The organism is Syntrophorhabdales bacterium, assembly GCA_035541455.1.
GTDB lineage: Bacteria > Desulfobacterota > Syntrophorhabdia > Syntrophorhabdales > WCHB1-27 > JADGQN01.
In genome coordinates this window covers 1-22,961 of sequence record DATKNH010000173.1, presented here as the reverse complement: position 1 = coordinate 22,961, position 22,961 = coordinate 1, and the positions used below count along the sequence as shown (strand labels likewise).

The following is a 22,961-nucleotide window of genomic DNA, read 5'->3' as shown; positions in this document are numbered from 1 at the left end:
AGGGAGGCCGCGTGAGACATATCATATCGGTGCTCGTAGAAAATGAGTTTGGTGTGCTGGCACGGGTGGCAGGGCTCTTCAGCGGAAGAGGGTTCAATATAGAGAGCCTGTGCGTTGCGGAAACTCTTGACCCGACGGTCTCTGCGATGACAATCGCGACCAGGGGAAGCGAAGCGATCCTGGAGCAGATTCTCAAGCAGCTCAACAAACTGATCAACGTGATAAAGGTCGTCGATTTCCAGGATGTGGAACACGTGACGCGTGAGATGGTGCTGGTTAAAATAAATGCCACCGAACGCAACCGTGAAGAGGTCCTGAGGATGACCGAGATTTTCCGCGGGCGGGTAATCGATGTGTCGGCTAAAACTTACACCGTCGAGATCACGGGCACGGAAGACAAGATTAAAGCCTTTCTCACCCTTGTCAAGCCTCTGGGCATCAAAGAACTCGTGCGGACTGGTGCCGTTGCTATGATCAGAGGGGAAAAAATGATACAGGTCAAAGAAAAAGAACCTAAAGGAGGAACTGATGGTTAAGGTCTATTACGACAAGGATGCGAACCTCGCCGAACTGAAGGGAAAGAAAATAGCCATCATCGGCTATGGAAGTCAGGGACATGCCCAGGCGCAGAATCTTAGAGACTCGGGCCTTCAGGTTATAGTGGCAGAGCTCAAAGGGACCAAGAACTACGATCTGGCCGTCGAACATGGATTCAAGCCGACGACTGCAAAGCTGGCGTCCGAACAGGCAGACATCATCCAGATCCTGGCACCCGACCAGACGCAGGCGGTACTCTACCGGACGGAGATCAAAGAGAACCTCACAAAAGGAAAGACCCTTGTCTTCTCCCACGGGTTCAATATCCATTTCGGGCAGATTGTTCCCCCTGCCGACATCGATGTGATCATGGTCGCCCCCAAGGGTCCGGGGCACCTGGTCAGGAGAGAATTCGAGCGGGGAGCCGGGGTACCTTCTCTCATCGCGGTCTACCAGGATGCTTCCAAAAAGGCAAAGAATAAGGCCCTTGCCTATGCGAAAGGCATAGGCGCAACAAGGGCGGGCGTTCTCGAGACTACCTTTGAGGAAGAAACGGAAACAGACCTCTTCGGCGAGCAGGCGGTCCTCTGCGGAGGAGCATCCGAACTGGTCCGCGCAGGATTCGACACGCTCGTCGCCGCCGGGTACCAGCCGGAGATCGCTTATTTTGAGTGCCTGCACGAGCTGAAGCTTATCGTGGACCTCATGTACGAGGGAGGCATTTCCTACATGCGTTATTCCATCAGCGATACTGCTGAGTACGGCGATCTGACCCGGGGCAAACGCATCATCTCGGAGGAGACGAGGGCCGAGATGAAGAAAATTCTCAAAGAGATCCAGTCAGGCGAGTTCGCCCGCGAATGGATACTCGAGAATATGGCAGGAAGGCCCGTCTATACTGCAATCAAGAAAAAAGAGAGTGAGCACCTGATCGAGCAGGTGGGCTCGAAACTCAGAGCAATGATGAGCTGGATCGGGAGAAAGGATTGAGGGATTTTCCTCTTGCAAAGGAGGGGCTGCCACTTGTTGTCCCTGCGCTGGTGCTGGCCCTCCTTTTCTTTTTCTTTGCGCTCTATGCTCCTTCGGTAATTTTCTTCTTGCTCTTTCTTTTCTTCTCCTACTTCTTCAGAAACCCGAAAAGAACAGGGCAGAGCGCGGCTTTGGAACTCATTGCCCCTGCCGACGGAAAAATAACCGGCATAGATGAGGTGCACCTTGAGGAATTTCTCGACCGCCCTGCCCTCCGAATCTCAACGTTTATGGGGCTGGGCGACGTCCACGTGAACCGGGCGCCCTGCGATGGCCTGGTGAGCCGGATCAAGCACGAATCGGGGAAATTCGAGCTTGCCTTCAGGAAGGACGTGGAGAAGATCAACGAGAGAAACTACATCCTTCTCGAAAAAGGGGACGAGAAGCTGGTGGTTGTTCAGATTGCGGGTTTTCTGGCTCGCCGCATCTGCTGCTGGGTCCACGAAAGAGACACGCTCAGGAAAGGCGACCGCATAGGAATCATTGCGTTCGGGTCGAGGGTGGACCTGTATATTCCGCCCGGCTACGAAAGTATGGTACAATTAGGCCAGAGAGTGAAGGCAGGGCTCACACCACTTGCGCGAAAAGTGTCAATAAGGTCATGAAGGCATAGAAGAGCGCATGTAGGGAGCACAGCGAACGGGCACCGGCTGGCGGGGGCCCGGTGGCAGCGCAGAAAAGGGGGCATTCATGAGAGGAATGAAAAGCATGAAGCGAAGGAGAAGGAGGGGTGTGTACCTGCTTCCCAATCTTCTCACCACCGCGAGCCTTTTTTGCGGTTTCTACGCGATCGTCGCGAGCATAGATAAAAAATTTACGTACGCCTGCGCGGCCGTATTTCTCTCCTGTCTCTTCGACGCGCTGGATGGCAGGGTGGCCAGAATGACAGGCTCGACGAGCAGGTTCGGCGTCGAGTATGACTCTCTTGCTGACGCTATCGCCTTCGGTGTTGCGCCCGGCTTACTGGTCTATATGTGGGCGCTTAAAGGATACGGAAGATTTGGATGGCTCGCAGCTTTTCTTTACGTGACGTGCGGCGCGCTGAGGCTCGCTCGCTTCAACACGCAGGCCGACACGGTCCAGAAAAAACAGTTTCTCGGGCTCCCCATCCCGGCCGCAGCAGCGACAATCGCGGGCTCCATCCTCTTTTTTACCGAATACGGCCCCTTGCTCGAGACCAAACGCATATTCATGCCTATACTCGTCTACGTGCTCGCCTTTCTGATGGTGAGCAACGTCCGCTACCACACGTTCAAGGATATGGCGTTCTTCAGGAACAGGCCGTTCGAATCCATCGTCATTGCCGTCCTGCTCTTTGTGATTATCCTGATAGAGCCGGAGATTATGCTATTCTGCTTTACCATGGCCTATGTGATTTCAGGTCCGATTTTCAGCCTGGCGAGAGGAAAGAAGGCTATTCCTGAGGAGCATCCTCACCTGAGAGAACATCCAGCAAAGCAAGATGGTCATCTATAAACGTATCCGCTGAGAGATGACGTGCCTTGTACGCCACAAAACAGACTCCCGAAGCTTCGGCAGTCTGTTTGTCAACGTCTGAGTCACCCACAAAAAGAGCTTCGTTCTTTTTCAGATTGAAAGCTGCAAGAATCTTTTCCACAGATTCTCCGTGGGGTTTCGGATGCTCCACGTCGAGCGCAGTTACCACCATATCAAAGTAAGAGCCCAGCTTGAAGCGCTCAATGACGTGCTTCATTGAAGTGGTTCTGTTGGTGCTGATTGCAGTTAGAATGTTTCTCTTCCGCAAGGCTGTCAAAGCCTCCAGAATGTACGGCTCCATTATCAGGTATTCAACGAACTGTTTCAGGTCCACCTGGTGCTTGAGAAAGTCCAGAGCCCTTTTTTCCGTTGCTGCATCGCCGATGAAGAGCGAGTGGATGGCTTCAAACACTGTGTGTGTATGACAGTATTTCAGTTCGCTTTCCGTGAGCGGTCCTCTCCCCATGGAGGCGGAGATATGATTATAGAGTCTCCGGTTTGCTTCCAGAGAATCAAAAAGCACGCCGTCGCAATCATAAATCACACATTTAATCTGCCGATTGCCGTTTCGAACACCCATAGGACTCCAGCCTTTCGCTTACGCTTCTGTATTCGCGCATTATCGGACAGCAGACGAGTGGTCTCAAATCTTCGATCACGATCTTCCCCTGTTCATCAAGGAGATGCTCGTCCACGTGGGCTTCCAGAATCTGTCCGATGATGAGCGTATGGCTACCGAGTCCGTGCGTTTCATGCACTTCACATTCCAGGTTCACTATAGCCTCGCCGATGATCGGGGGAGCCACTCTCCTGGAAGACATTTTCGTCAGCCTGGCGTGAGAGAAATGGTCGCTCGTATTTCCCGCCATCGTGGCACACGCATCAATCTGCCGCACCAGCTTTTCGTGAGGAATATTCACCGTGAATTCACCGTATCGCTTGATGAGGGCGTATGAGTGTGTCTGGGGTCTCATGGAAATCCCCAGCATCGGGGGATCGCTGTTCACTACGCCCGCCCACGCAACCATGCTGATGTGCGAGAGCTCCATATCGCCCGATACGACGAGTACGCACGGTGTCGGAAAGAAGGCCGTCACTGGCCCGAGTAGCCGTTTCATAGCCCTGAAAGTCTAATGGGATTCGGCTCAACAATCAAGGGCAAAATTAGCCACAACAGCTTAATAATGCTGGCTTCGCAAGCCGACCCGTGGTAAACTACCTCGATACGAAAAGGAGGGTGTTCATGGTCACGGCTTCGATTCCGGGATGGGGTGAGTTGGAACTTGATTATCTACTGGTCGACTTCAATGGCACTACAGCATTTGACGGGCAGCTGAAGAAAGGCGTGAAGGAGCTTTTCGACGAGGTCTCGAAGCACCTGAAAGTCATCGTGGTGAGCGCAGACACGTATGACAGCATCGACAAAGAACCCGCCGGAAATTTCACGGTCGTTAAAGTCGGGAAACTTTCGAGCGGTATTGATAAGGGCGAACTGGTAAGGCAGTACGGACCCGAACGCGTAGTGGCAATAGGCAACGGGGCAAACGATGCGATGATGCTTCGCGAAGCCGCGCTGGGAATAGCCATCATAGGTGAAGAAGGTGCCGCAGCGTCCTTGCTGAAAGAAGCCGATATCGTAGTGACAGATATAGCTCACGCGCTGGGCCTTATGCTGCAGCCTGCAAGAATAGTTGCCACGCTGAGAGAATAAAAGCAGGTAAAGTAAAAACTAAGGAAGTTTAAGGTTAAGAAAGACAAAAGCTGACAAAATCGCTTAGCCTTCCTGGCATCTCTTTTCTCTCAATCTTAACCTTTACTATTTTTTGCCTGAGTGACCGGGCGACCGCACAGTCACTTTCTGTCATTAAAGTAGTCGCCTAGTAACCCCCTGCTATGCTCGTCATCATGACAGTACACGCAGAGGTTCTCCCAATTTGAGCCGTCAGGGGGATTATTGTTCGGATTGCCATCCCTGTGGTGCACCGTGAGAAGGTGCTGGTTCGTGTGGTCGAATTCCCGTGCGCATTTGGCACAGATAAGGCCGTGGATCTTAAGAGACTGCTCTCTATACGCGGCCGAACCGCCTGTTTGGCTGGCCTGCTTCATTACTTCCGCCAACATTTCATCAACTGATCTTGTCGGCCCCGTTTTGTCAGCCGGTTTCTTGCGGATTGTGTATCCCTTGTTTCTCATTCACTCCCTCACTTCAGCATTAAACCAGGCAGAACCGGCTTTGCGCGCCGGTCCTGCTCTGTATGCGCGCACATGGCAGCCCACTGCTAGTCCGCCAGGTCGGCCACGTTCTCTATGCCCGCCGCCTCCCCCAGATAGTCCTTGATATTGGGCTGAATCACTACCGGCTTCACAAACTTCTCAACGTATTGGCGCGTCCCTTTTGTACCCAGCAGATGAAAAAGTTTCGCGAACTGGGTTTCCCAATCTTTACTTATCTGCTCTTTGACCGATGCGGGCAGCGTCCAGGACTGCGCCTTAAACGGACCCACTGCGTTCTTGCGTACCTTGTAGTAAAACTGTTCATCGGTCATGTCGCTCTTGCGTTCAGAAGCCTGCTTCTCCCGCAGGTACGCGTACATCTCATTGCGCAGAGCCTCCGGCAGGCGGTCGAAAAACATGTTCATAAAACCGGTTGCAAGGTGAATCTCACACGTCTCGGTTTCCACGAACTTGCCGAATGCGTCTTCCGGTAATGTCGATGCGCCGTGCTGAACAGCCCCGGCCATGCCGTACTCGGTGCGCGCAACTTTACTCAGGCGTTTCAGCGTGTCAAAGTCCACCTTGACTTTCGCTATGGTGCCATCGGGTAATGCGACGCCGCCGTGCGACGTTCCCGTCTGGATGCTGATCTTGCTCAGGCCCGTCAAACCAGCACCTTCTTTGGCCAGATCTTTCTTGTATCCTTCTACGTAAGCGCGCAACTCTTCTTCTGTTGAATTGCGTCCGCCCACTTCGCCTATTTCACCACCCACAGAGATGGTAACTCCCGCCGGCTGCAGCGTGCGAAGGTAGGAGGTGAACTTCGCGGAAAGACCGGTATTGAGCACCTGCTGCTCGGGCACCGAAGGTTTAGTTAAGTCCACGAGCGTCGACGTATCAACATCGATATTAAAGAAGCCTGCGGCCACCGACTCCTTCATCAGGTCTTTTACTGCCTGCACTTCCTTGTCAGGTTCCGTACCATACCGCTTCAGAGACACCTGGAAATGATCGCCCTGAATGAAGACCGGCCCCCTGAAGTCCTCCGCTATGGCCGCCGCAAGCACGGACGTGGTGTATTCTGACGGGCGCTGGTTTGTATATCCCATCTCCGATCGTGCCAGTTCAAAAATAAAGGCACCGGCGTCAACGCCTTTCGCTACGCGAAACACAACCCGCGCCGAATCAAACGCGAGCATCCGCAAATTGATCGCGGGCACGGTGAAAGTCAGCGGGACTTCACCTCGGCCACGGGCCATGTAGAGATCATGAATCGAAGCAGGGATAATTCCCATGTCGAGGGCTGCTGCGCGGGTGAGATACCGGGCAAGGCCCTGTTTTTCTCCGGACTCGAGCGCCGATATCTCGGCGAGCCTGTAAATCTTCTGCCGGAGCTTGGCGGGATCGGTCACGCGTACTTTTCCGCCTTCGATCTTCAGACTGTTGTCAACTGCATCCAAGAGCTCCTTAATCGTTGAGCCGGCCATAGTAACCTCCTTTGTAGTTTATCACCGTAATCTCAGTTTGAATCCGGTTCTGCCCGGACGCATCTTCTTTCCTATATTAAACTCGTTTTGCAGACACTTCAATCAGAATAATCGGGGGATTCTTCTTCATCGGCTTCCTGCTTCCGAGACTGCATGGCGGGAGTCTTTTGCTGACTGTCTCACATGGAAAATAGCAACCACGCTGAGCACCACCAGGCCGGCCCCACATAACGTGCTCATGGTCACAGGCTCATCCAGCACCCACCAGCCCAGCAGTAACGCGAGCACCGGGTTGACGTACGCGTAGGTCATGACGATGCTGATCGGCAATAACCGAAGGGCGAAAACATATGAAGTGAAAGCGCCGACCGATGCAAAAGCCACCAGGTATGCCCACGCGACCCAGGCTGAAAGCGAAGGGTGGGGCATGGGCTCTCCCAGCGCCAATGACGCGATAATAAAACCGAAGATAGCCGATACGTGGTGATAGCCCGACATCGTCTGGGGAGAGAGGCTCACCGGTCGCCGCGCCTGAAAGAGCGAGCCCAGCACCCAACAGAGCGGCGACGCCACCAGAGCCGCTATGACCCTGTAATCCGTCGAAGATCTTTTCATCAGAGAGGGTGCGCTGAGGATCGCCACGCCTGCGAAGCCGATCAACAGGCAGAGAATCAACGCAGGCGAAGGCCTCTTTCTATATAACAAAAGCTCAACGATGGTTGCCCAGATCGGGGCAGATGAGACCATCAGTGACGAGAAACCGGAAGGTGCGTATTGTTCCGCCCAGGCCACCAGCCCGTTCCCGCCGCACCAGAGCAGATTTCCGGCAATCAGCAACGGCAGGATTTCATCGCGGGCAGGACGTATCCGCAATCCTTGCAATCGCGCGATGGCAAGAAGAATCAGGGCTGCGGCAACCATGCGCAGCATGCCAAACAGAAAAGGCGGGAAGCCGCTTCCCGTGTGGACGCCGACGCGTATAGCAAGGTAGGTAGTGCTCCAGACAACGTAGACGACTCCCAGATGGAAGAGCCCGTTGCGCGACAGTCGTTCCGGCACCGTTCACTATCGCATGTTCCTTATCGCCTAGTCAAAGCAAAGTATGTTTCTTTTTCCCTTCCGACAGGCCAATAATTTCCTCTATAATTCTTCTTCGCTCTTGAGCCGTAAAGGGAAGTAGCGAGAAAAGCTCCAGGAACTTGAGGCCTTGCACCGCAAGCATGATCGCTGCGGCCCTCTCGAAACTCAGGCCTGTTTGACAGAATTGGTCGACTACTTTTTTTTGTTCTTTTTGGTATGGAACAAGGAGTTGCGGATCATGAGCAACCGCGGCCAAAAAAGCGACAGCTAATTTATTCGTTCTCTCGTCTCTCTCAAGTTGAGAGCGCACGTGCGCGATGATCACGCTTCTTGCCTCTCGCGGCAAGAGAGCAAGTTTCTGTTGTCTGCTCTCCTCCAGTCGAGCTACGCGCCGATCAAGCATTCCGTGAAGTAATGCCTCTTTGTTCGGGAAATGGTAAAGAAGACCGCCCTTGCTCACGTGCGCCCTTGCCGCGACAGCATCCAGTGTGAGATGACGTGCTCCCGACTCAAGGACCACATCCTCGGCAGCGTCAATTATTGTTTCTCTCGCATTCTGTGAATGACGACTCAAAACAACCTCCGTCTTGCGCTTAGTGTTACAGCTATTGCGCTGCCTGAACCTCCGCCTCCGTGACCCATCCTCCGCCCATCGATTTGTAGAGGTTTACAAGGGCGCGGAAGAGCGTGGTCTGCGTCTCGGCGTAATTCAATTCCGCGACAAAAAGGCTCCTTTCCGCATCAAGAACCTCGATGTAGCTCGTATAGCCGGTGTTGTAACGCCGCTTCGCGAGACGCGCGTAGTCCTGAAGTGACTTGACCCGCGCACCCTGTGCACGAAGCTGTTCTCTCGACTCTGACTGGTCGATGAGACCGTCCTCCACTTCTCTGAATGCCTGCTGGATAACCTGTTCATACCGGATGAGTGTTTGTTTCTGAACAGCTTCGCTTGCCTTAACCGTGCCGGCGATGCCGCCTGCAGTAAATATGGGAACGGTCGCGGGGAGGGCGTACGACCAGGTTTTGGCCGATCCGGTAAACAACTGGGAGAGATCCGCGCTTTGTACTCCATAGAATCCGGTAAGCGAAATCGAAGGGAAGTATTGGGCCTTTGCGACCCCGATTTGCGCATTCGCGGCTACGAGGTCCTGCTCAGCCTGGCGGATATCCGGCCGTCGTTCGAGAAGCTGCGAGGGAAGTCCTGCAGGCACTGCCGGAAGGTTGAGGGCATCCAGCGATCTTCCTCGGGGAATGGGACCGGGATTACGGCCAAGCAGTATGCTCAGGGCGTTCTCCTGCTGGCCGATGAGTTTCCGAAGCAAGGGCACGGTAGCCAATGCTGCATTGTATTCCGATTCAACCTGACTGAGATCCAGCTTTGACACCAGACCCTTCTCGAACCGAGACCTGAATAGGCGCAGGGTGTGCTCGCGGCTTTCCAGCGTCCGCTCGGCCACATCCATTTGCTTGTCAAGACCCAGCAGGTCCGTGTAAGAAACAGCCACAGCCGTGACTACGGTCAGTATGACCGTTCGCCGACCTTCCTCCGTAGAGAGAAGATCAGCTTTCGCTGCTTCTGTGGCCCTTCGCAGCTTGCCCCAGATGTCGATTTCCCAGCTCGCGGTAAGCAATGTCTGGTACATGTCGAAAGGGTTCTGCGCTGTCGACGGCAATGGAGGATTCATATAACTTGAATCCCTTGTTCGCTGATAACTGCCGGCTGCGCCTACCTGCGGAAATTGCGCAGACCTGACAAAAGCGTAGCGGCCTGCAAATTCCTCGACGCGGGCAGCGGCAATCATGACATCCTTGTTTTCTTTGAGAGCAGCTTCGATGAGAGAATCGAGCACGGGGTCACCGAATTGCCGCCACCATTGCGTGTTGACTACATTGTCGAGCGCCTGTGCGTCTTCAAAACGCCAGTTCGCCGGGGCCTCGATTGATGGCCTCCGGTAATCGGGACCGACCATGCATGAGGAGAGGACAACCAAGAGCAGAAGAGGGAAGACGCACCTATGCATCGGATCCCTCCTCCTCTGTGAAATGCTGTCGTCTCCGTCTTCGCCGACTCATTTTCTGCACCACATAAAAAGTTACAGGGATAAGAAAAACAGCAATGACCGATGCGGCGGCCGTTCCGCCCATGACCGCAGTACCCATCACCCGTCGTGCTATGGCTCCCGATCCGGAGGAAAAGGCGAGGGGAAGCACTCCAAGCAGGAAGGCAAAGGAGGTCATAAGAATGGGTCTCAGACGAAGGCGCGCGCCTTCGAGCGCCGCTTCTTCCACTGCCTTTCCACGATCATAGCGCGTCTTCGCGAATTCAACGATCAAGATTGCGTTCTTTGCCCCCAGACCTATGAGCACAATAAGTCCTATCTGTGCGTACACGTTGTTCTCGAGCCCCCGAAGGCTCAGGGCAGCAAATGCACCGAAGACTGCAACAGGCGTGCAGAGGAGCACGGAGAGCGGTAGAGACCAGCTCTCGTACTGTGCGGCAAGGATAAGAAAGACACAGAGGAGCGAGAAACCGAAGATAACCATGGCGGGTACTCCCTCCTGCGCTTTCTTTTCCTGGTAACTCATGCCGATGTAATCGATACCCATTTCCGGTGGCATGGTCTGTTTGAATACCTCCTCCAGGGCCTGCATTACCTGGCCGGAACTGTAGCCCGGCTTTCCTGCGACATTGATCTGCGCCGACCGGTAGAGGTTGTAGCGCATGGTGAACTCGGGACCGGGCCGTGATTCGATACGCGTCAGTGCAGCAAGCGGGACCGGGTTCCCCTTATCATTGACCACGTAGAATTGATTCACGTCCTCAGGCTTGGTGCGGTATTTTCCTTCTGCCTGCACATAGACCTGCCATTGACGCCCGAACCGGTTGAAGTAATTGATGAAGTAGCCTCCCATGAAGGCCTGAAGCGTCTGATAAACATGGGCAATATCTACGTGCTGTGCCAGCACCCTGTCAACATCGATATCAAGGTAGAGCTGAGGGACACCCGGGACAAACGTAGTTGTTGCCCGCTCTATCTCAGGACGCTTGCGCACCGCCTCGACGAACTTGTTGAGATTCTCTGCAAGAAAGGTAATGCTCTTTCCCCCCCGATCCTCCAGCACCACGGTGGCTCCGCCCGCAAGCCCGATGCCCTGTATGGCGGGCGGAGAGAAAGCGAACGCGGTGGCCTGCGGAAGCTTCGAGAGTTCACGGTTCAGATGCGCCATGATGGCGTCGTAGCGCTCCTCCGGCTTCTTTCGCTCCCTCCATTCCTTGAGGGTGACGAAGAAGAAGGCACTATACGTGTTCTGCGCGACACTCAACAGGCTGATGCCCGCGACCGTCTGGAAGTGTTCAACGCCAGGAGTTTTCTTGAGGATACCTTCCACCTGTCTGCACACGTCCTCGGTACGCTGGAGAGATGCCGCGTCAGGCAAGGCGAGGTTGACAAAGATATAGCCCTGGTCCTCCTCGGGCAGGAAGCCGTGGGGTATCCCTTTGCCTAGTACTCCTGCGAGCAACGCAATCACACCGAGAAAGAGAAGACTCAGGACGCTTTTCCGGATGAGCCTTGCACATAGTGCCACGTAGCCTTCGGATGCGCGCCTAAAAAGACGATCGAATGAATCAAAAAAGCGGCTGAGAGGCCTCCGTGTATGTGTGCGCGGCTTCAGGATGAGGGCACACAAAGCAGGGCTGAGAGTAAGTGCGTTGAAAGCAGAAATCAACACCGAGATGGCGATGGTCACCGCGAATTGTTGGTAGAGCCGCCCCGTGATCCCGGGGATGAAGATGGTAGGAACAAAGACGGCAGTGAGGATTAGAGCAATAGCCATAACAGGGCCGGCGACCTCGCTCATCGCTTTCAACGATGCTTCTTTCGGCGAAAGTCCTTCTTCCATATGGCGCTCAACCGCCTCCACAACAATGATCGCGTCGTCCACGACAAGACCTATTGCCAGCACCAGACCAAAAAGGGAGAGGGTGTTGATCGAGAACCCGAGCAGTGGAAAAACGGCGAATGTGCCTATGAGAGAAACCGGCACTGCGACCGTCGGGATAAGCGTGGCCCTCCAGCCCTGGAGAAATATGAAAACGACGATAATCACCAGTGCCAGCGCCTCCAGAAGCGTGATGAGGATTTCGTGTATCCCTTCACTGACCGAGCGTGTAGTATCGAGAGCAATTGCGTAATCCACGTCCGCTGGAAAACGCTTCTTCGCCTCTTCCATCACTCGTCTCGCGCCCTCCACCGTGGCGATCGCATTGGTGGCCGGCAACTGATACACCGCCATTATTCCCGCAGGTTCCCCGTCGATTCTTCCTACCATGTTGTAGGTCTGCGATCCCAGTTCGATGCGCGCCACATCCTTGAGACGCACGAGTGAACCGTCGGGGTTCGCGCGCACAACTATATTTTCGAATTGTTCGGGGGAAACCAGACGGCCCCGCGTGCGGACCGTGTAGGTGAATTCCTGACCTCGCGGCACAGGCTCGCTGCCTATCTGCCCGGCGGGATTCACCGTATTCTGCCTCTGTACGGCGCTGACGATGTCCGGAACAGTGATGCCGAGTTTACCCAACGTGTCAGGTTTTACCCAGATCCTTATAGCATAGGGACCCGAGCCGAAAACGTTGACGATGGCAATACCGGGTACCCGCAGAAGTGGATCGATCAGGTTGATGTTTGCGTAATTGGCGAGAAACGTCGAATCGTACGTGCCCTTGGGCGAATAGAGCCCTATGAGCATGAGCGGCGAGGCCCGGGATTTCTGCATGGTGATGCCGTAGTTTCTTACGTCGGCCGGAAGCTGAGGCTGTGCAAGTCCCTGGCGGATCTGGGTCAGCATCAGGTCAACATTTGAGTCAGTCTTCACATCGAAATTGACGAAGATGCGCATGGAGCCGTTACTCGCGTTAACCGAATACATGTAGTTCATGTTGTCAACGCCGCTGATCTGCTGTTCGATAGGTGTTGCCACCGATTGTTCCACTGTCTCCGCGTCTGCACCGGTGTACGTCGTGAGGATCTGCACTTCGGGAGGCACGATGTCCGGAAACTGAGCTACAGGCAACTGTGCCATGGCGACAAGTCCGAGGATGATGAACATGACGGAGATCACCATGGCGACTATGGGACGGTTTATGAAAAATCTTGACACGAGCGCCCCCTCACTTACCTGCTGCCTTGTCTTCACGTCCGGCAGTTGCCCCACCATCGGCGGACACCTGCCGCGCTGTAAAAGGCCTCACCGTCACAAGCGCTCCCTGCCGCGCTTTCTGGAGCCCCTCCACTATTATGCGATCGCCCTTATGCACACCTTCGTCGATTACCCAGAAGTTATCAATCCGTTCGGCTACTTTGACGCGCCTGATGTCCACTTTGTTGTCTGAGCCCACCACAGCCACCTGATAGCTCCCCTGCAGTTCAGTGACCGCGCGCTGCGGAACGAGGAATGCAGACTTCTTCACCTGTGTCTCTGCCCGCACCCTCGCGAATTGCCCGGGACGCAGGATGTTGCCTGGATTGGGAAAAAGAGCGGCCACCTTGATTGTGCCTGTGCTCATGTCAACCTGTCGATCGGCAAAAGCAAACCTCCCTTTGTGTGGATGAACGCTCCCGTCAGAGAGAATGAGTTGGAGAGATACGGCTTCCTGGTGCAAGCCGCCTTCGTGCATGTATTTCAGGTACTGGTATTCGGCCATGGATATGTAGACTTTTATGGGGTCGACGGTGGAAACGGTGGTAAGTTCCTCTATGGAGCCCGGTCCGACGAGGTTCCCGACTTGAGCTCTGGCGATGCCGGCTATGCCTGAGATGGGTGAGGTTATCCTGGCGAAACCCAGATCAATAGTGGCCTTATCGACTGCTGCCTGGGCCGCCACCATGGCGGAGCGGGTTGACTCTTCAGCGCCTGTTGCATCGTCGAGGTCCTTCTTGCTAATCGCCTCATCGTCGATTAGTGATTGCAGGCGGTCGAGGTTTGCCTTCGCATTTCGCCAGCGCGCTCGTTGCTCGCCCAGGTTTCCCTTCGCCTGTTCAAGCGCAGTTTGAAAGGGGCGGGGGTCGATCTGGAAGAGGACCTGTCCCTTGCTTACGAAATCGCCTTCCTGGTAATCCCGGGAGATGAGGTAGCCCTGGACCTGAGCCCGTATGGTGGTATTCACGAGGCCGTCGGTGCTTGCGGTCCACTCGGTATACACCGGAACATCGCGCATGATAACCTCCATCACATCCACCAATGGAGGCACAGCGGCACTACCGGCCCGCTGCCTGCTGCAGCCAGCGGCAAGGACAAGTACCAGAACTGCAAAAACGGCGAAAAAAACATTTATGCAACGTTTACTCGCCCTGTCTGACTCAATCCGCATCGATCCTCCTTATCCGCCAGTAAGAATCTTTCACCCGCTGAAGCCCGGTCCTGTCCCCCTTTGGCAAATCTGCGCACCGCCTGTTTTCTTACCTCAGGAGCAGCCGGGCCTGCGCTTGAGGAGATGACACACGACCTGGCACTGGGTTACTATACCGGCTGGACGGTTCAGTCAAGAATAGTATGAGCAAAAGAGCGTTGTCAATAACAACCAGGGGCTCGATCACCCCTTTTGTTGACCCATTGCGCCCGATCGGGTAGACTCCACGTTGATGCGTCGCTACCTCGTCTTTGTTACCGCGTCCCTGGGGCTGCTCATGTACACCATCGACGGCACTGCAGTGGCGGTTGCCTTCCCCAGCTTCATACGCGACCTGCATACCGATGTGCTGTGGGCAGGCTGGACCATGTCCATGTTTTCTGTAGGCATATGCATGGCCATGCCGCTTGCAGGAAATTTGAGTGACAGCTTTGGCCGCAAAAAAGTGTTTCTCGTTTCCCTTATTCTTTTCACCGCCAGTTCTCTCGCCTGCGGTCTTGCACCTAACATCCATGCGTTGATCGCATTCAGGCTCCTGCAGGGCATTGGAGGAGCGAGTTTCCTTCCCACCGCATCAGGGATGGCAAGTGACCATTTTCCCGAAAGCCGGCAAACAGTCATCGGCCTTTTCAGCAGCGTCTTCAATGTGGGGAGCATCATCGGACCGAATCTGGGCGGATGGATTGTGAGTCGATACTCCTGGCGCTACATCTTCTACATCAACGTGCCTATCGGTATAGGGTTGATGGGATTGACAATGCTCCTCCTTAAGGATGCAAAGATCCGTTCCCGACCTTACGTAGATGTACGTGGTGCAGTCACAATGAGCGGTGCGATACTCTTTCTTATGTTCGGGCTGAATCTCATTGGCGAGAGCTTTTCCGCTCCTTTTCTTCTCAGCGCCGCAGTTCTCATACTCATTAGCCTTGTCCTGGGTAAGCTCTTCCTGAGTCACGAGAAGAACGCCGCCAGACCCATCCTCGATCTCACCCTCCTGCAATCGAGGCCCTTCGTGGCGGCAAACCTCATGAATCTCGTCACCGGTGCCGCCATTCTCGCACTCTTCGCCTTCATACCCCTGTACGCCACCTCCGTGCATGGGCTCTCGACACTGATGAGCGGCATCATACTGACGCCCCGGTCGCTCGGGACCATTGCAGCGTCAGCCACGACGAGTTTTCTGCTCAGACGCTGGGGGTACCGCTGGCCCATGGTGTGGGGACTGAGCATCGTCTCCGGCGCAACGATCCTTTTGACGCCGGGACTCCCCCTCGGGGGACTTCGCCTTGACAGCGCAGGCGCACTCTCGTTCGTAGTCCTGATTGCAGGCATCGGCTCCGGCATTACGACTCCCGCGGTAAACAACGCCTGCATTGAATTGATGCCCGAAAAAGTAGCCACGATTGTGGGGCTCAGGGGCACGTTCAGGATAGTCGGCCAGGCGCTCGGCATCTCGCTCATCACCTTTATTCTTCATCTGAGCCTGAATCCTGTTACCGGGTTCAGAATCACCTTCATCGCCTTTGGCCTCCTCCTTCTGTCGTCGCTGCCTCTTGTGTTTCTTATGCCCAGCGGGAAGGGAGAACGGATACAAACGGCAGCTTGAAAGAATCCGTACATATGAAACGTCCGTACGGACGGACATGCGTCCGGCGCTCTCTTCCGACCGCGCATAACATGCCGATTGGCACCGACGCCAAAAGGGCCCGCAGTCGCTTTCTGCTTTGCATTGACACGGCATCGCCCGTGTATTACCTTAACCCTCACATGTTGGTATCGTATCCGGCCTAAAAGGGGACTGAGATGAAAGTTTTGTTTTTGCTTTTGGCGCTGGCTACCCTGGCAGCCTGCGGGATGATAACGCACGGGACCTCCCAGAACATAGCCTGCGCGACCAGCCCGGCTGGGGCGCGAGTCAGGGCGGCGGACGGCACCGAGTGCACTACCCCGTGCGCACTCACGCTCAAACGCAAGAAAGATGATCTCCTCACTATCGAAAAAGAGGGCTACGAAACGGTCAACCTGCCGGTCCGGTCCGTTGTGTCCGGGGCCACGGCAGGAAATATATTGATGCCCGGGGGCCTGATCTGCTGGGCGATTGACCACATCTCCGGAGCCGAGGGCCGTCTTGTCCCCGAACGCGTCAGCATAGACCTCAAACCTGCCCCTCCAAGGGCTCAACCATTCGTGGGAGAGGCAGGAGATGACGCTCCTTTGTGAGGTCAACCCCCCGTTCAGACTTTCAATTTCCCTGGCTGGGACGAGTTGTTTCTCGATTACCCGGTAAGTATGTACCATGCATCACTATCAGGCGCTTTTTGTCTTGCCTCATGGGTCATCAGGGAGTAAGATAGCGGAAAACGTGGACCCCAGGGATAGATTAAATCAAGAAAACATATATGAAAGATTTTTGTAGAGCGTATCCCGTTTTGTGGAAGAGTATCGCACTGGCAATAGCGCTCACGGTGTTCCCTATTTCTGCAATTCACGCACAGGAAACCTTTCCAGGTAAACCGATTTATGTTGTTGTTCCCTATGCGCCCGGCGGTGGAGTCGATATTGTCACTCGACTTGTAAGTCACAAAATGGGCGAGAAACTTAAACAACCTATCATCGTAGATAACCGTCCGGGTGCCGCCACTAATATAGGCATGGATATAGTGGCTCGATCGAAATCGGACGGGTACACGTTGTTGACCGCATCCAACACCTTGGCGTGCAATCCGGCGCTGTTTAGCAATATGACTTTTGACCCGGCACGTGATTTGATACCTATCGGCAAAATCGCATACGCTCCCCTGGTCGTTGTGGTGCCTGAGAACTCCCAATTCAGAACCTTGCAGGACATGATTGCCTTCGGAAAGGCGAATCCCGACAAACTGACTTACGGATCAGCCGGCAACGGAAGCTCGGGCCATCTCGCCAGTGAATTACTAAAATCAGAGGCAGGTTTTGATGCCCTGCATATTCCCTATAAAGGTGGTGCCCCCGCAATTAACGATCTTCTTGGCGAGCGAATCTCCTTCATGTGCATAAATCCTCTTGAAGTTGTTTCGCATATCAAGGCTAAGAAATTGCGACCTATCGCAGCAATGGACAAGCAGACGATATCTCTGTTTCCATCTGTACCGACCGTAACTTCTTTGCGCTTGCCAGGAAGTTCTGCATCGGTGTGGTGGGGTCTGGTTGGCCCGAAGGGCATGTCCCCGGAGATCATTGCCAAATTGAATAGTGCGCTTCGATCCGCCCTTGCAGACCCCGCGGTTGTCGCAAAAATGGGCGAAATGGGCGCGACGGTCACGCCGAGCAGCGCGGATGAATTTGGTGTGTTCATTAAGTCTGAAACCGTAAAATGGTCAACAGTCATCAAGAAAGCCAATATCAAGGCAGATTAAGTCATGAGAATAATCTTGAGACCGATCGTCCTGCTGATAGCCGTCGTCACGGCGCTTTCAGCCGGCTACGCGAGTACCACCGCAATGCCAAGCGCAGAGCTGCGTCAGGTTCTGGCTCCGACCGGGAAGCTGCGCGCCGGACTCTATCCTGGTACGCCCACTTCCTATATCCGCGATAATCCAGCCGTCGAACCCAAGGGGGTAGGGTATGAACTCGGCAAGGAACTGGCCAAACGCCTTGGAGTGCCTTACGAGCCGGTTGTGTTTTCAAAAAATGCTGAGGTGCTCGAGGCCGTGAAGGCGGGCAAGGTAGATGTTGCCTTTACCAACGCCACAGCCGCGCGTGCGAAAGATATGGACTTTACACCGCCGTATCTTGATATCGAACTTGGCTACCTCGTGTCAAAAGGGTCCAGGGTGACACGTATGGCTGATATTGATCAGCCAGGGATTCGCGTGGGTGTCACTGAGCACAGCTCGTCGGACGCCGCACTCTCTCGCGACCTGAAGAATGCCACCGTGGTCCGATCAAGCACCGTGAAGAGCGGCATTGAAATGCTCGCGCAGTATCAGATTGATGCTTACGCCACCAACAAACCCACACTGTTCGAAATGGCCGATGCTTTGCCAGGCAGCAGAGTGCTAGATGGCAGCTGGGGCCTTGAGCGTCAATCCATTGCGATCCCGAAAGGACGTGATGCCGGTATAGGTTTCTTACGCACGTTTGTCGCAGATGCAAAGGCCGAGGGTCTGGTAAAAGCCGCCGTCCAGAGGGCCGGATTACGGGGCGCCGTGGAGTTGCAATAAGCTTTTCATCGTGGTCAGGCACGCGATATTCCGATCCTTACCTTGGTCTTAGTTACCTGTGAGCGCTATAGCGCTTAATCGTATCGAGCATAGTTCGCTGTTCGCCGATACTCCGTAGGTGTTTCTGCAGTGCCTTAGCTGCAAGACCCACGTCTCGTTTCTCAATCGCATGAAACAGTGCCCGGTGATGTTCGTCAGCCCAGGTTTCAGCTATGGATGAGGACTGCCTCAGGGCAAGGACAACATACCGCCTGAGGGTGAACTCGAGCAATTCCTTGTAAGCCTTCTCAACTAATGAATTGCCCGCTTTCTCGACGATCAACGTATGCACTTTTAGATGAAACTCCGAGGCTGCCTCTTTATTCCCCTGGGCAAGTTTCCTTTCCGCCGCTCGTTCCGCTTTCTGGATATCCAGCACATCCTGGTCGGAATAGTGTGGCAGGCCGACAGAAAGGGAGTGCACCTCAAGAATCTCTCTGAACTGAAGTGCCTCCTTGAACTCGTTAAGACTCAAAGGGGAAACGAAGCACCCTTTATGAGGAACAAGATAGACAAGTCCCGTCTTCTCGAGTTGCCTGAAGGCTTCGCGTATCGGCGATTTGCTGATGCCCAGATCTTCAGCCAGTCTTTGTTCTACCAGTTGTTCTCCCGGTCGAATCGTTAAATTTGTAATCCGCTCTCTGATGTTCTCGTATGCGATATCGTTAAGCGTCTGGTATTTGATGGGACTTGTGACACTTCCATATTTTGAGGTTGTTGTACTCGCTACGTGTTTTCGCTCTTTCATATGTTCAAGACCTCATAACCGGTTAGTTTACAAGCGTATCAAACGACTAAGCCCAAATAAAATCATTCACCTCAAGAAACAAACAGCCCCGGAAGCCAGGTTGTCAGTACAGGAAAGAGTGAAATCAAAACCAAGAAGAGCGCTATGATAATCAGGTACGGCACGACGCCGCGCGAAACCTCCCCTGCCGTGGCTTTTGACAGATCCTGCATGATGAAAAGATTCAGCCCCTCCGGTGGCGAAATGAGCGCGAGTTCCATATTGATCATCATAATGACCGCAAACCAAAGTCCGCTGAAACCGAGCCCCGTTACGAGGGGATACAGGATCGGCAGCGTAATGACAAGAATAGTAAGGGCCTCCAAGGGTCCGCCCAATACAATCAGAAAGACATTGATGAGCGCGATCACGAGCCATGAAGGGACATCTGCGTTGGTGATGAGAAAAAGGAGGTTGTTCGGGATACGCGACATGAGCACTACCTGACCCGTAACATTGGCACCTATGATAATGAAGACAATCATCGCGTTGATTCTCGCTGATTCGAGAATCGATTCCTTCAGCCCCCTGATGTCAAGAGTACGGTAAATAAAGAGGCACAGCAGTGCGGTGTATATTACGGCTATGCTTCCGGATTCTGTGGGGGTAAAGATCCCGGAATAAATCCCGCCGATGATCACTATAATGGTGACAAGCCCCCCTGCCGCCCGTCTTGTAGCTCGTGCGATCTCCCCGAAGGAAGCCCTGGGCTCTCTGGCGATGTTCCGGTCTCGGCCGGCCACTATTGCTACATACGCGCAAAACATGGCGGCCAGTATCAGACCCGGGATCAACGTCCCCAGAAAAAGGGAGCCCAACGATTCGCCTGTCATCGCACCGTAGAGCATCAGGGGTAAGCTGGGTGGAAAAAGAATACCAAGGGTTCCACCACCGGCGAGAAGACCGACGGTAAATCTCCGGCTATACCCCCTCGCCTGCATCTCAGGGAGCGCTATCAAGGTCACCGTTGCCGCAACCGCCACGCTCGACCCCGTCATTGCAGCAAAGAGACAACAGAAGATGATGGAGGCGATAGCCAACCCTCCGGGCAGGTGGCGTACAAGCACATTTGCAAACTCGTAGATCCTGCTGCCAATCTTTCCGTTTCGCAGTATGTTGCTTGTGACGGCGAAAAGGGGAAGCGCTGCGATAATGGGTGAATCAACGGTCGAGTAGGCAACAACGGGCACCTGGACCAGCATACGGGCCCCGCCAAAAAGAAGATAGAGCCCGAAAACGCCGAAGAGCCCCAGGGCAAATGAAACAGGCATGCCGCTGAAAAGGAGCACAACAAACAAAATCAGGAGACCCGCGTAGACATTTGTCTTGAGAAGGACAAGCGATCCAGCGAGGAGGACGAGGAAGACCGTTGGAACGAGCAAGGGGCTCGCCGGAACGTGCCTTCGTCCGGAAGGTGGATTGTCGGTAGCACTCCCGGCTCCGGAGAGCCCGGTCAGTTTTACAAACAATGTGATCATGTGCCGAATGAACTGTGAGGTGAGCAAGAAACTGCCGAAGACAATCACTGCGTTTGGAATAACGAGAGGTATCTTCATAACGGTCGGGGATACCTCCCATGTTTCATAGAGAGTAGAAGTGATACGGGCACTCTGCCAGACAAGGACAAGCAGATAGAGCAACGCGACAAGGGACGTGCACAGCTCCAGTGCCAGAGCGGTACGGCCCGAAAGATGGTTTACTAAAGAATCGACCCTCACGTGGGCGTTCTCGACCATAACGTACCCAAGGGCGAGGAAGCTGCTGGCTATGACAAGATAGATTGAGGTTTCGAAGACCCAGACGGTAGGCGAGTTGAAAAAATACCTCATGATTACTTCGAAGCTGCCCAATGCGGCCATCACAATAAGCAGGGCGCCACTCAGGAGACCAAACCCCCGGCTGACTTTGTCCAGGTAGCTGCTCAAGCCTGCACGCTTGGCCGGTGCGCCGGTGTTGCTGCTCATACCGCCCATGTCCGCATTCGCTTTCATTTCATCTGCTGCGCCTTTTCCAGTAACTTCTTTCCTTTATCCTGATCGCCGACACGCTTCAGGAAAAGTTCCACGCAGGGTTTTGTTGCCGCGACCCACCGTTCTCGTTCTTTTTCGGGAACCAGGTAGTACTGCATACCCTTCTTCTTGAGCTGCTCGAGGTCCTGGAGGTCCGATTTCTGGCACTCCTTCCGTCCCCAGCTTTGAGCTTCGACGGCGGCCTGAGTCATGATGCTCTGCACATCCTTCGGCAAGCTCTCCCACGTCTTCTTGTTTATAGTAATGGGGAAGAACCCCATGCCATAGTTCGCATCAATGAGGTGTTTACTGACCTCGTAGTACTTCCTTTCGAGCAGAGATGTCCAGCCTGAAATGGCGGCGTCTATGGTATTTCGCTGCAGAGCCATGTAGACCTCACCGCTCCCAATCATCGTTGGCGCTGCCCCCAGCGCCCGTACGCCTTCCACCATCATCTCGCCCGGCGCCCTGATTCTCTTGCCCTTAAAATCCTCGATTGTCTTCAGCGGCTTTGTTGAAGCGATGCCAAAAGAGCCAAAATCCATCCAATAGAGAATATGGTACCCTCTTTTCTCAAACTCCACGTTGATAGCCTGGCTCACTTCCGGGTCATCAAGCCACCGGTGATAGTGTTCACGGCCTCGAAAAAGAAAGGGTATATCGAAAACCAGCAGGAGAGGTATCTGGCCTGTCACAAGCCCCGTCGGGATGACGCCTATTTCGACCGCCCCGGTCTGGACGGCCCTCACCATGTCCTTGTCGCTGAACAGCTGGCTTGATGGATACACCTCAATTGTTACCTTCTTCGTTTTTTCCATAACGAGCTTCGCGTAAAGCTCTTGACCTCTGGTGCAATGATGCTCGATTGGATGCCAACCAGCAAAGCGGAGTACTGCTGGTCCGCTCTCAGCGCCTGCGGCCGGCAGGTGGCTTACAGAACAGAAAACTGCGAGAACAAACACTGCAATTGCGATAAAGCCATGCACTTGCCTTCCCATAGTTAACCTCCGTATTCTAGTATGCTATCCCAGCGCATTGAACGTTTCCGACTGACTCAGCCGTACCTGACCATGCGCAAAACGTTACGCGTAAAGAGGTGTTCGATCCAGATCATTACGCCTTGTGCCTCGGGAAAAAGCAGCCCTGCCCACGATAAATTCTTCCTCCGGTGAACCGGTTGGTACTATTCCCGCTCTTCTGTAGGCGTCCTTGATCTTCTTCCGGTCGTTTTCAGTAAGCACGGGAACCCGTTCGACCGGTTCATGCAAATCCCGGATAAGGCCGCCATTGCCGCCGCCGCACCATTGATAGTATTTCATATGGCACCACGGGTGGCCTCCTTTAAGAATGAGGGGAGCCTGTAGAGTATAGAAAGCCTTGAGGGCAGGCTCAAGGCACCAATAGACCTTTATGGCGTCTTCGTAGCGATGATCATTCAGAAGATTCATGAACTCAACGGCGTAAGGGTTGTCGGGCGATTGCACAGCCTCAACGCACCACTGGCCGCTCCACTGCACCCCATAATATTTTGCAAGGACGGGAACGAAGTCCAGGTTGACGGGTCCCACGAGCAGCCGATCACTCAGACGTTCGCAAACCTGAAATGCGGTAACGAGATTCATTGGCTGCGTCAACTTGATGGCTACCACATTCTTCAGATTAGCCAGG

At 54.2% G+C, this 22,961-nt stretch carries 22 protein-coding genes; 9 read left to right on the top strand and 13 right to left on the bottom strand.

The window, feature by feature from the left end; translation table 11 throughout:
- Nucleotides 1–11 precede the first annotated feature (11 nt).
- The 4 genes from ilvN (at nucleotide 12) to pssA (ending at nucleotide 3,042) form a co-directional block, all read left to right on the top strand.
- Nucleotides 12–536: an acetolactate synthase small subunit gene (gene ilvN / locus VMT71_18700; GenBank protein HVN26005.1), complete on the top strand. Its 525-nt coding sequence runs from the start codon at nucleotides 12–14 to the stop codon at nucleotides 534–536.
- Nucleotides 529–1,527 (top strand): ketol-acid reductoisomerase, encoded by a 999-nt coding sequence (gene ilvC / locus VMT71_18695; protein ID HVN26004.1) that lies wholly within the window; start codon nucleotides 529–531, stop codon nucleotides 1,525–1,527. Before ilvN ends, ilvC begins: the two co-directional genes overlap by 8 nt.
- Nucleotides 1,524–2,171, top strand: a complete 648-nt coding sequence (locus tag VMT71_18690; GenBank protein ID HVN26003.1) for a phosphatidylserine decarboxylase — start codon at nucleotides 1,524–1,526, stop codon at nucleotides 2,169–2,171. Before ilvC ends, VMT71_18690 begins: the two co-directional genes overlap by 4 nt.
- Before the next feature lie 85 nt (nucleotides 2,172–2,256).
- On the top strand, nucleotides 2,257–3,042 hold the full coding sequence (gene pssA / locus VMT71_18685; GenBank protein ID HVN26002.1) for a CDP-diacylglycerol--serine O-phosphatidyltransferase: 786 nt from the start codon (nucleotides 2,257–2,259) through the stop codon (nucleotides 3,040–3,042).
- On the opposite strand, the gene VMT71_18680 is transcribed toward pssA, so the two are convergent.
- Nucleotides 2,981–3,607: an HAD-IA family hydrolase gene (locus tag VMT71_18680; GenBank protein ID HVN26001.1), complete on the bottom strand. Its 627-nt coding sequence runs from the start codon at nucleotides 3,605–3,607 to the stop codon at nucleotides 2,981–2,983. The genes pssA and VMT71_18680 overlap by 62 nt on opposite strands.
- A 4-nt stretch (nucleotides 3,608–3,611) precedes the next feature.
- A complete protein-coding gene (locus VMT71_18675) occupies nucleotides 3,612–4,181 on the bottom strand; it encodes a flavin reductase family protein (protein ID HVN26000.1) in 570 nt (189 codons plus the stop codon).
- Nucleotides 4,182–4,306: 125 nt separating this feature from the next.
- On the opposite strand from VMT71_18675, the gene VMT71_18670 reads away from it, so the two are divergent.
- The gene (locus tag VMT71_18670) at nucleotides 4,307–4,774 is read left to right on the top strand and encodes an HAD family hydrolase (GenBank protein ID HVN25999.1); all 468 of its coding nucleotides are present in this window, start codon (nucleotides 4,307–4,309) and stop codon (nucleotides 4,772–4,774) included.
- A gap of 140 nt (nucleotides 4,775–4,914) precedes the next feature.
- On the opposite strand, the gene VMT71_18665 is transcribed toward VMT71_18670, so the two are convergent.
- The 7 genes from VMT71_18665 to VMT71_18635 form a co-directional block, all read right to left on the bottom strand.
- Nucleotides 4,915–5,256 carry a YajD family HNH nuclease gene (locus tag VMT71_18665; GenBank protein ID HVN25998.1) on the bottom strand — a complete coding sequence of 114 codons (342 nt, stop codon included), beginning with the start codon at nucleotides 5,254–5,256 and terminating at the stop codon, nucleotides 4,915–4,917.
- Nucleotides 5,257–5,342: 86 nt separating this feature from the next.
- Entirely contained in the window at nucleotides 5,343–6,764 is a 1,422-nt protein-coding gene (locus tag VMT71_18660; GenBank protein ID HVN25997.1) for a class II fructose-bisphosphate aldolase, read from the bottom strand.
- A 126-nt stretch (nucleotides 6,765–6,890) separates the two neighbouring features.
- Nucleotides 6,891–7,823 (bottom strand): EamA family transporter, encoded by a 933-nt coding sequence (locus VMT71_18655; GenBank protein HVN25996.1) that lies wholly within the window; start codon nucleotides 7,821–7,823, stop codon nucleotides 6,891–6,893.
- 31 nt (nucleotides 7,824–7,854) lie between these two features.
- A complete protein-coding gene (locus VMT71_18650; protein ID HVN25995.1) occupies nucleotides 7,855–8,418 on the bottom strand; it encodes a TetR/AcrR family transcriptional regulator in 564 nt (187 codons plus the stop codon).
- Between the two features lie 31 nt (nucleotides 8,419–8,449).
- Nucleotides 8,450–9,865, bottom strand: coding sequence for an efflux transporter outer membrane subunit (locus VMT71_18645; protein HVN25994.1), 1,416 nt, complete (start codon nucleotides 9,863–9,865; stop codon nucleotides 8,450–8,452).
- Nucleotides 9,858–13,007 carry a multidrug efflux RND transporter permease subunit gene (locus VMT71_18640; protein HVN25993.1) on the bottom strand — a complete coding sequence of 1,050 codons (3,150 nt, stop codon included), beginning with the start codon at nucleotides 13,005–13,007 and terminating at the stop codon, nucleotides 9,858–9,860. The genes VMT71_18645 and VMT71_18640 overlap by 8 nt, the downstream gene beginning before the upstream one ends.
- Before the next feature lie 10 nt (nucleotides 13,008–13,017).
- The gene (locus VMT71_18635; protein HVN25992.1) at nucleotides 13,018–14,217 is read right to left on the bottom strand and encodes an efflux RND transporter periplasmic adaptor subunit; all 1,200 of its coding nucleotides are present in this window, start codon (nucleotides 14,215–14,217) and stop codon (nucleotides 13,018–13,020) included.
- 271 nt (nucleotides 14,218–14,488) lie between these two features.
- On the opposite strand from VMT71_18635, the gene VMT71_18630 reads away from it, so the two are divergent.
- From VMT71_18630 to VMT71_18615, 4 genes are all read left to right on the top strand, one after another.
- Entirely contained in the window at nucleotides 14,489–15,862 is a 1,374-nt protein-coding gene (locus VMT71_18630; protein HVN25991.1) for an MFS transporter, read from the top strand.
- A 197-nt stretch (nucleotides 15,863–16,059) separates the two neighbouring features.
- The gene (locus VMT71_18625; protein ID HVN25990.1) at nucleotides 16,060–16,476 is read left to right on the top strand and encodes a PEGA domain-containing protein; all 417 of its coding nucleotides are present in this window, start codon (nucleotides 16,060–16,062) and stop codon (nucleotides 16,474–16,476) included.
- A gap of 179 nt (nucleotides 16,477–16,655) precedes the next feature.
- Complete coding sequence (locus tag VMT71_18620) at nucleotides 16,656–17,651, top strand: tripartite tricarboxylate transporter substrate binding protein (GenBank protein ID HVN25989.1); 996 nt, start codon at nucleotides 16,656–16,658, stop codon at nucleotides 17,649–17,651.
- A gap of 15 nt (nucleotides 17,652–17,666) precedes the next feature.
- Complete coding sequence (locus VMT71_18615; protein ID HVN25988.1) at nucleotides 17,667–18,458, top strand: ABC transporter substrate-binding protein; 792 nt, start codon at nucleotides 17,667–17,669, stop codon at nucleotides 18,456–18,458.
- Between the two features lie 52 nt (nucleotides 18,459–18,510).
- On the opposite strand, the gene VMT71_18610 is transcribed toward VMT71_18615, so the two are convergent.
- The 4 genes from VMT71_18610 to VMT71_18595 form a co-directional block, all read right to left on the bottom strand.
- A complete protein-coding gene (locus VMT71_18610; GenBank protein HVN25987.1) occupies nucleotides 18,511–19,245 on the bottom strand; it encodes a GntR family transcriptional regulator in 735 nt (244 codons plus the stop codon).
- 71 nt (nucleotides 19,246–19,316) lie between these two features.
- The gene (locus VMT71_18605; protein HVN25986.1) at nucleotides 19,317–21,275 is read right to left on the bottom strand and encodes a TRAP transporter large permease subunit; all 1,959 of its coding nucleotides are present in this window, start codon (nucleotides 21,273–21,275) and stop codon (nucleotides 19,317–19,319) included.
- Nucleotides 21,272–22,291, bottom strand: a complete 1,020-nt coding sequence (locus VMT71_18600) for a TRAP transporter substrate-binding protein (GenBank protein ID HVN25985.1) — start codon at nucleotides 22,289–22,291, stop codon at nucleotides 21,272–21,274. The genes VMT71_18605 and VMT71_18600 overlap by 4 nt, the downstream gene beginning before the upstream one ends.
- An 84-nt stretch (nucleotides 22,292–22,375) precedes the next feature.
- The coding region (locus VMT71_18595) for a hypothetical protein (GenBank protein ID HVN25984.1) at nucleotides 22,376–22,961 on the bottom strand (586 nt) is incomplete at its 5' end.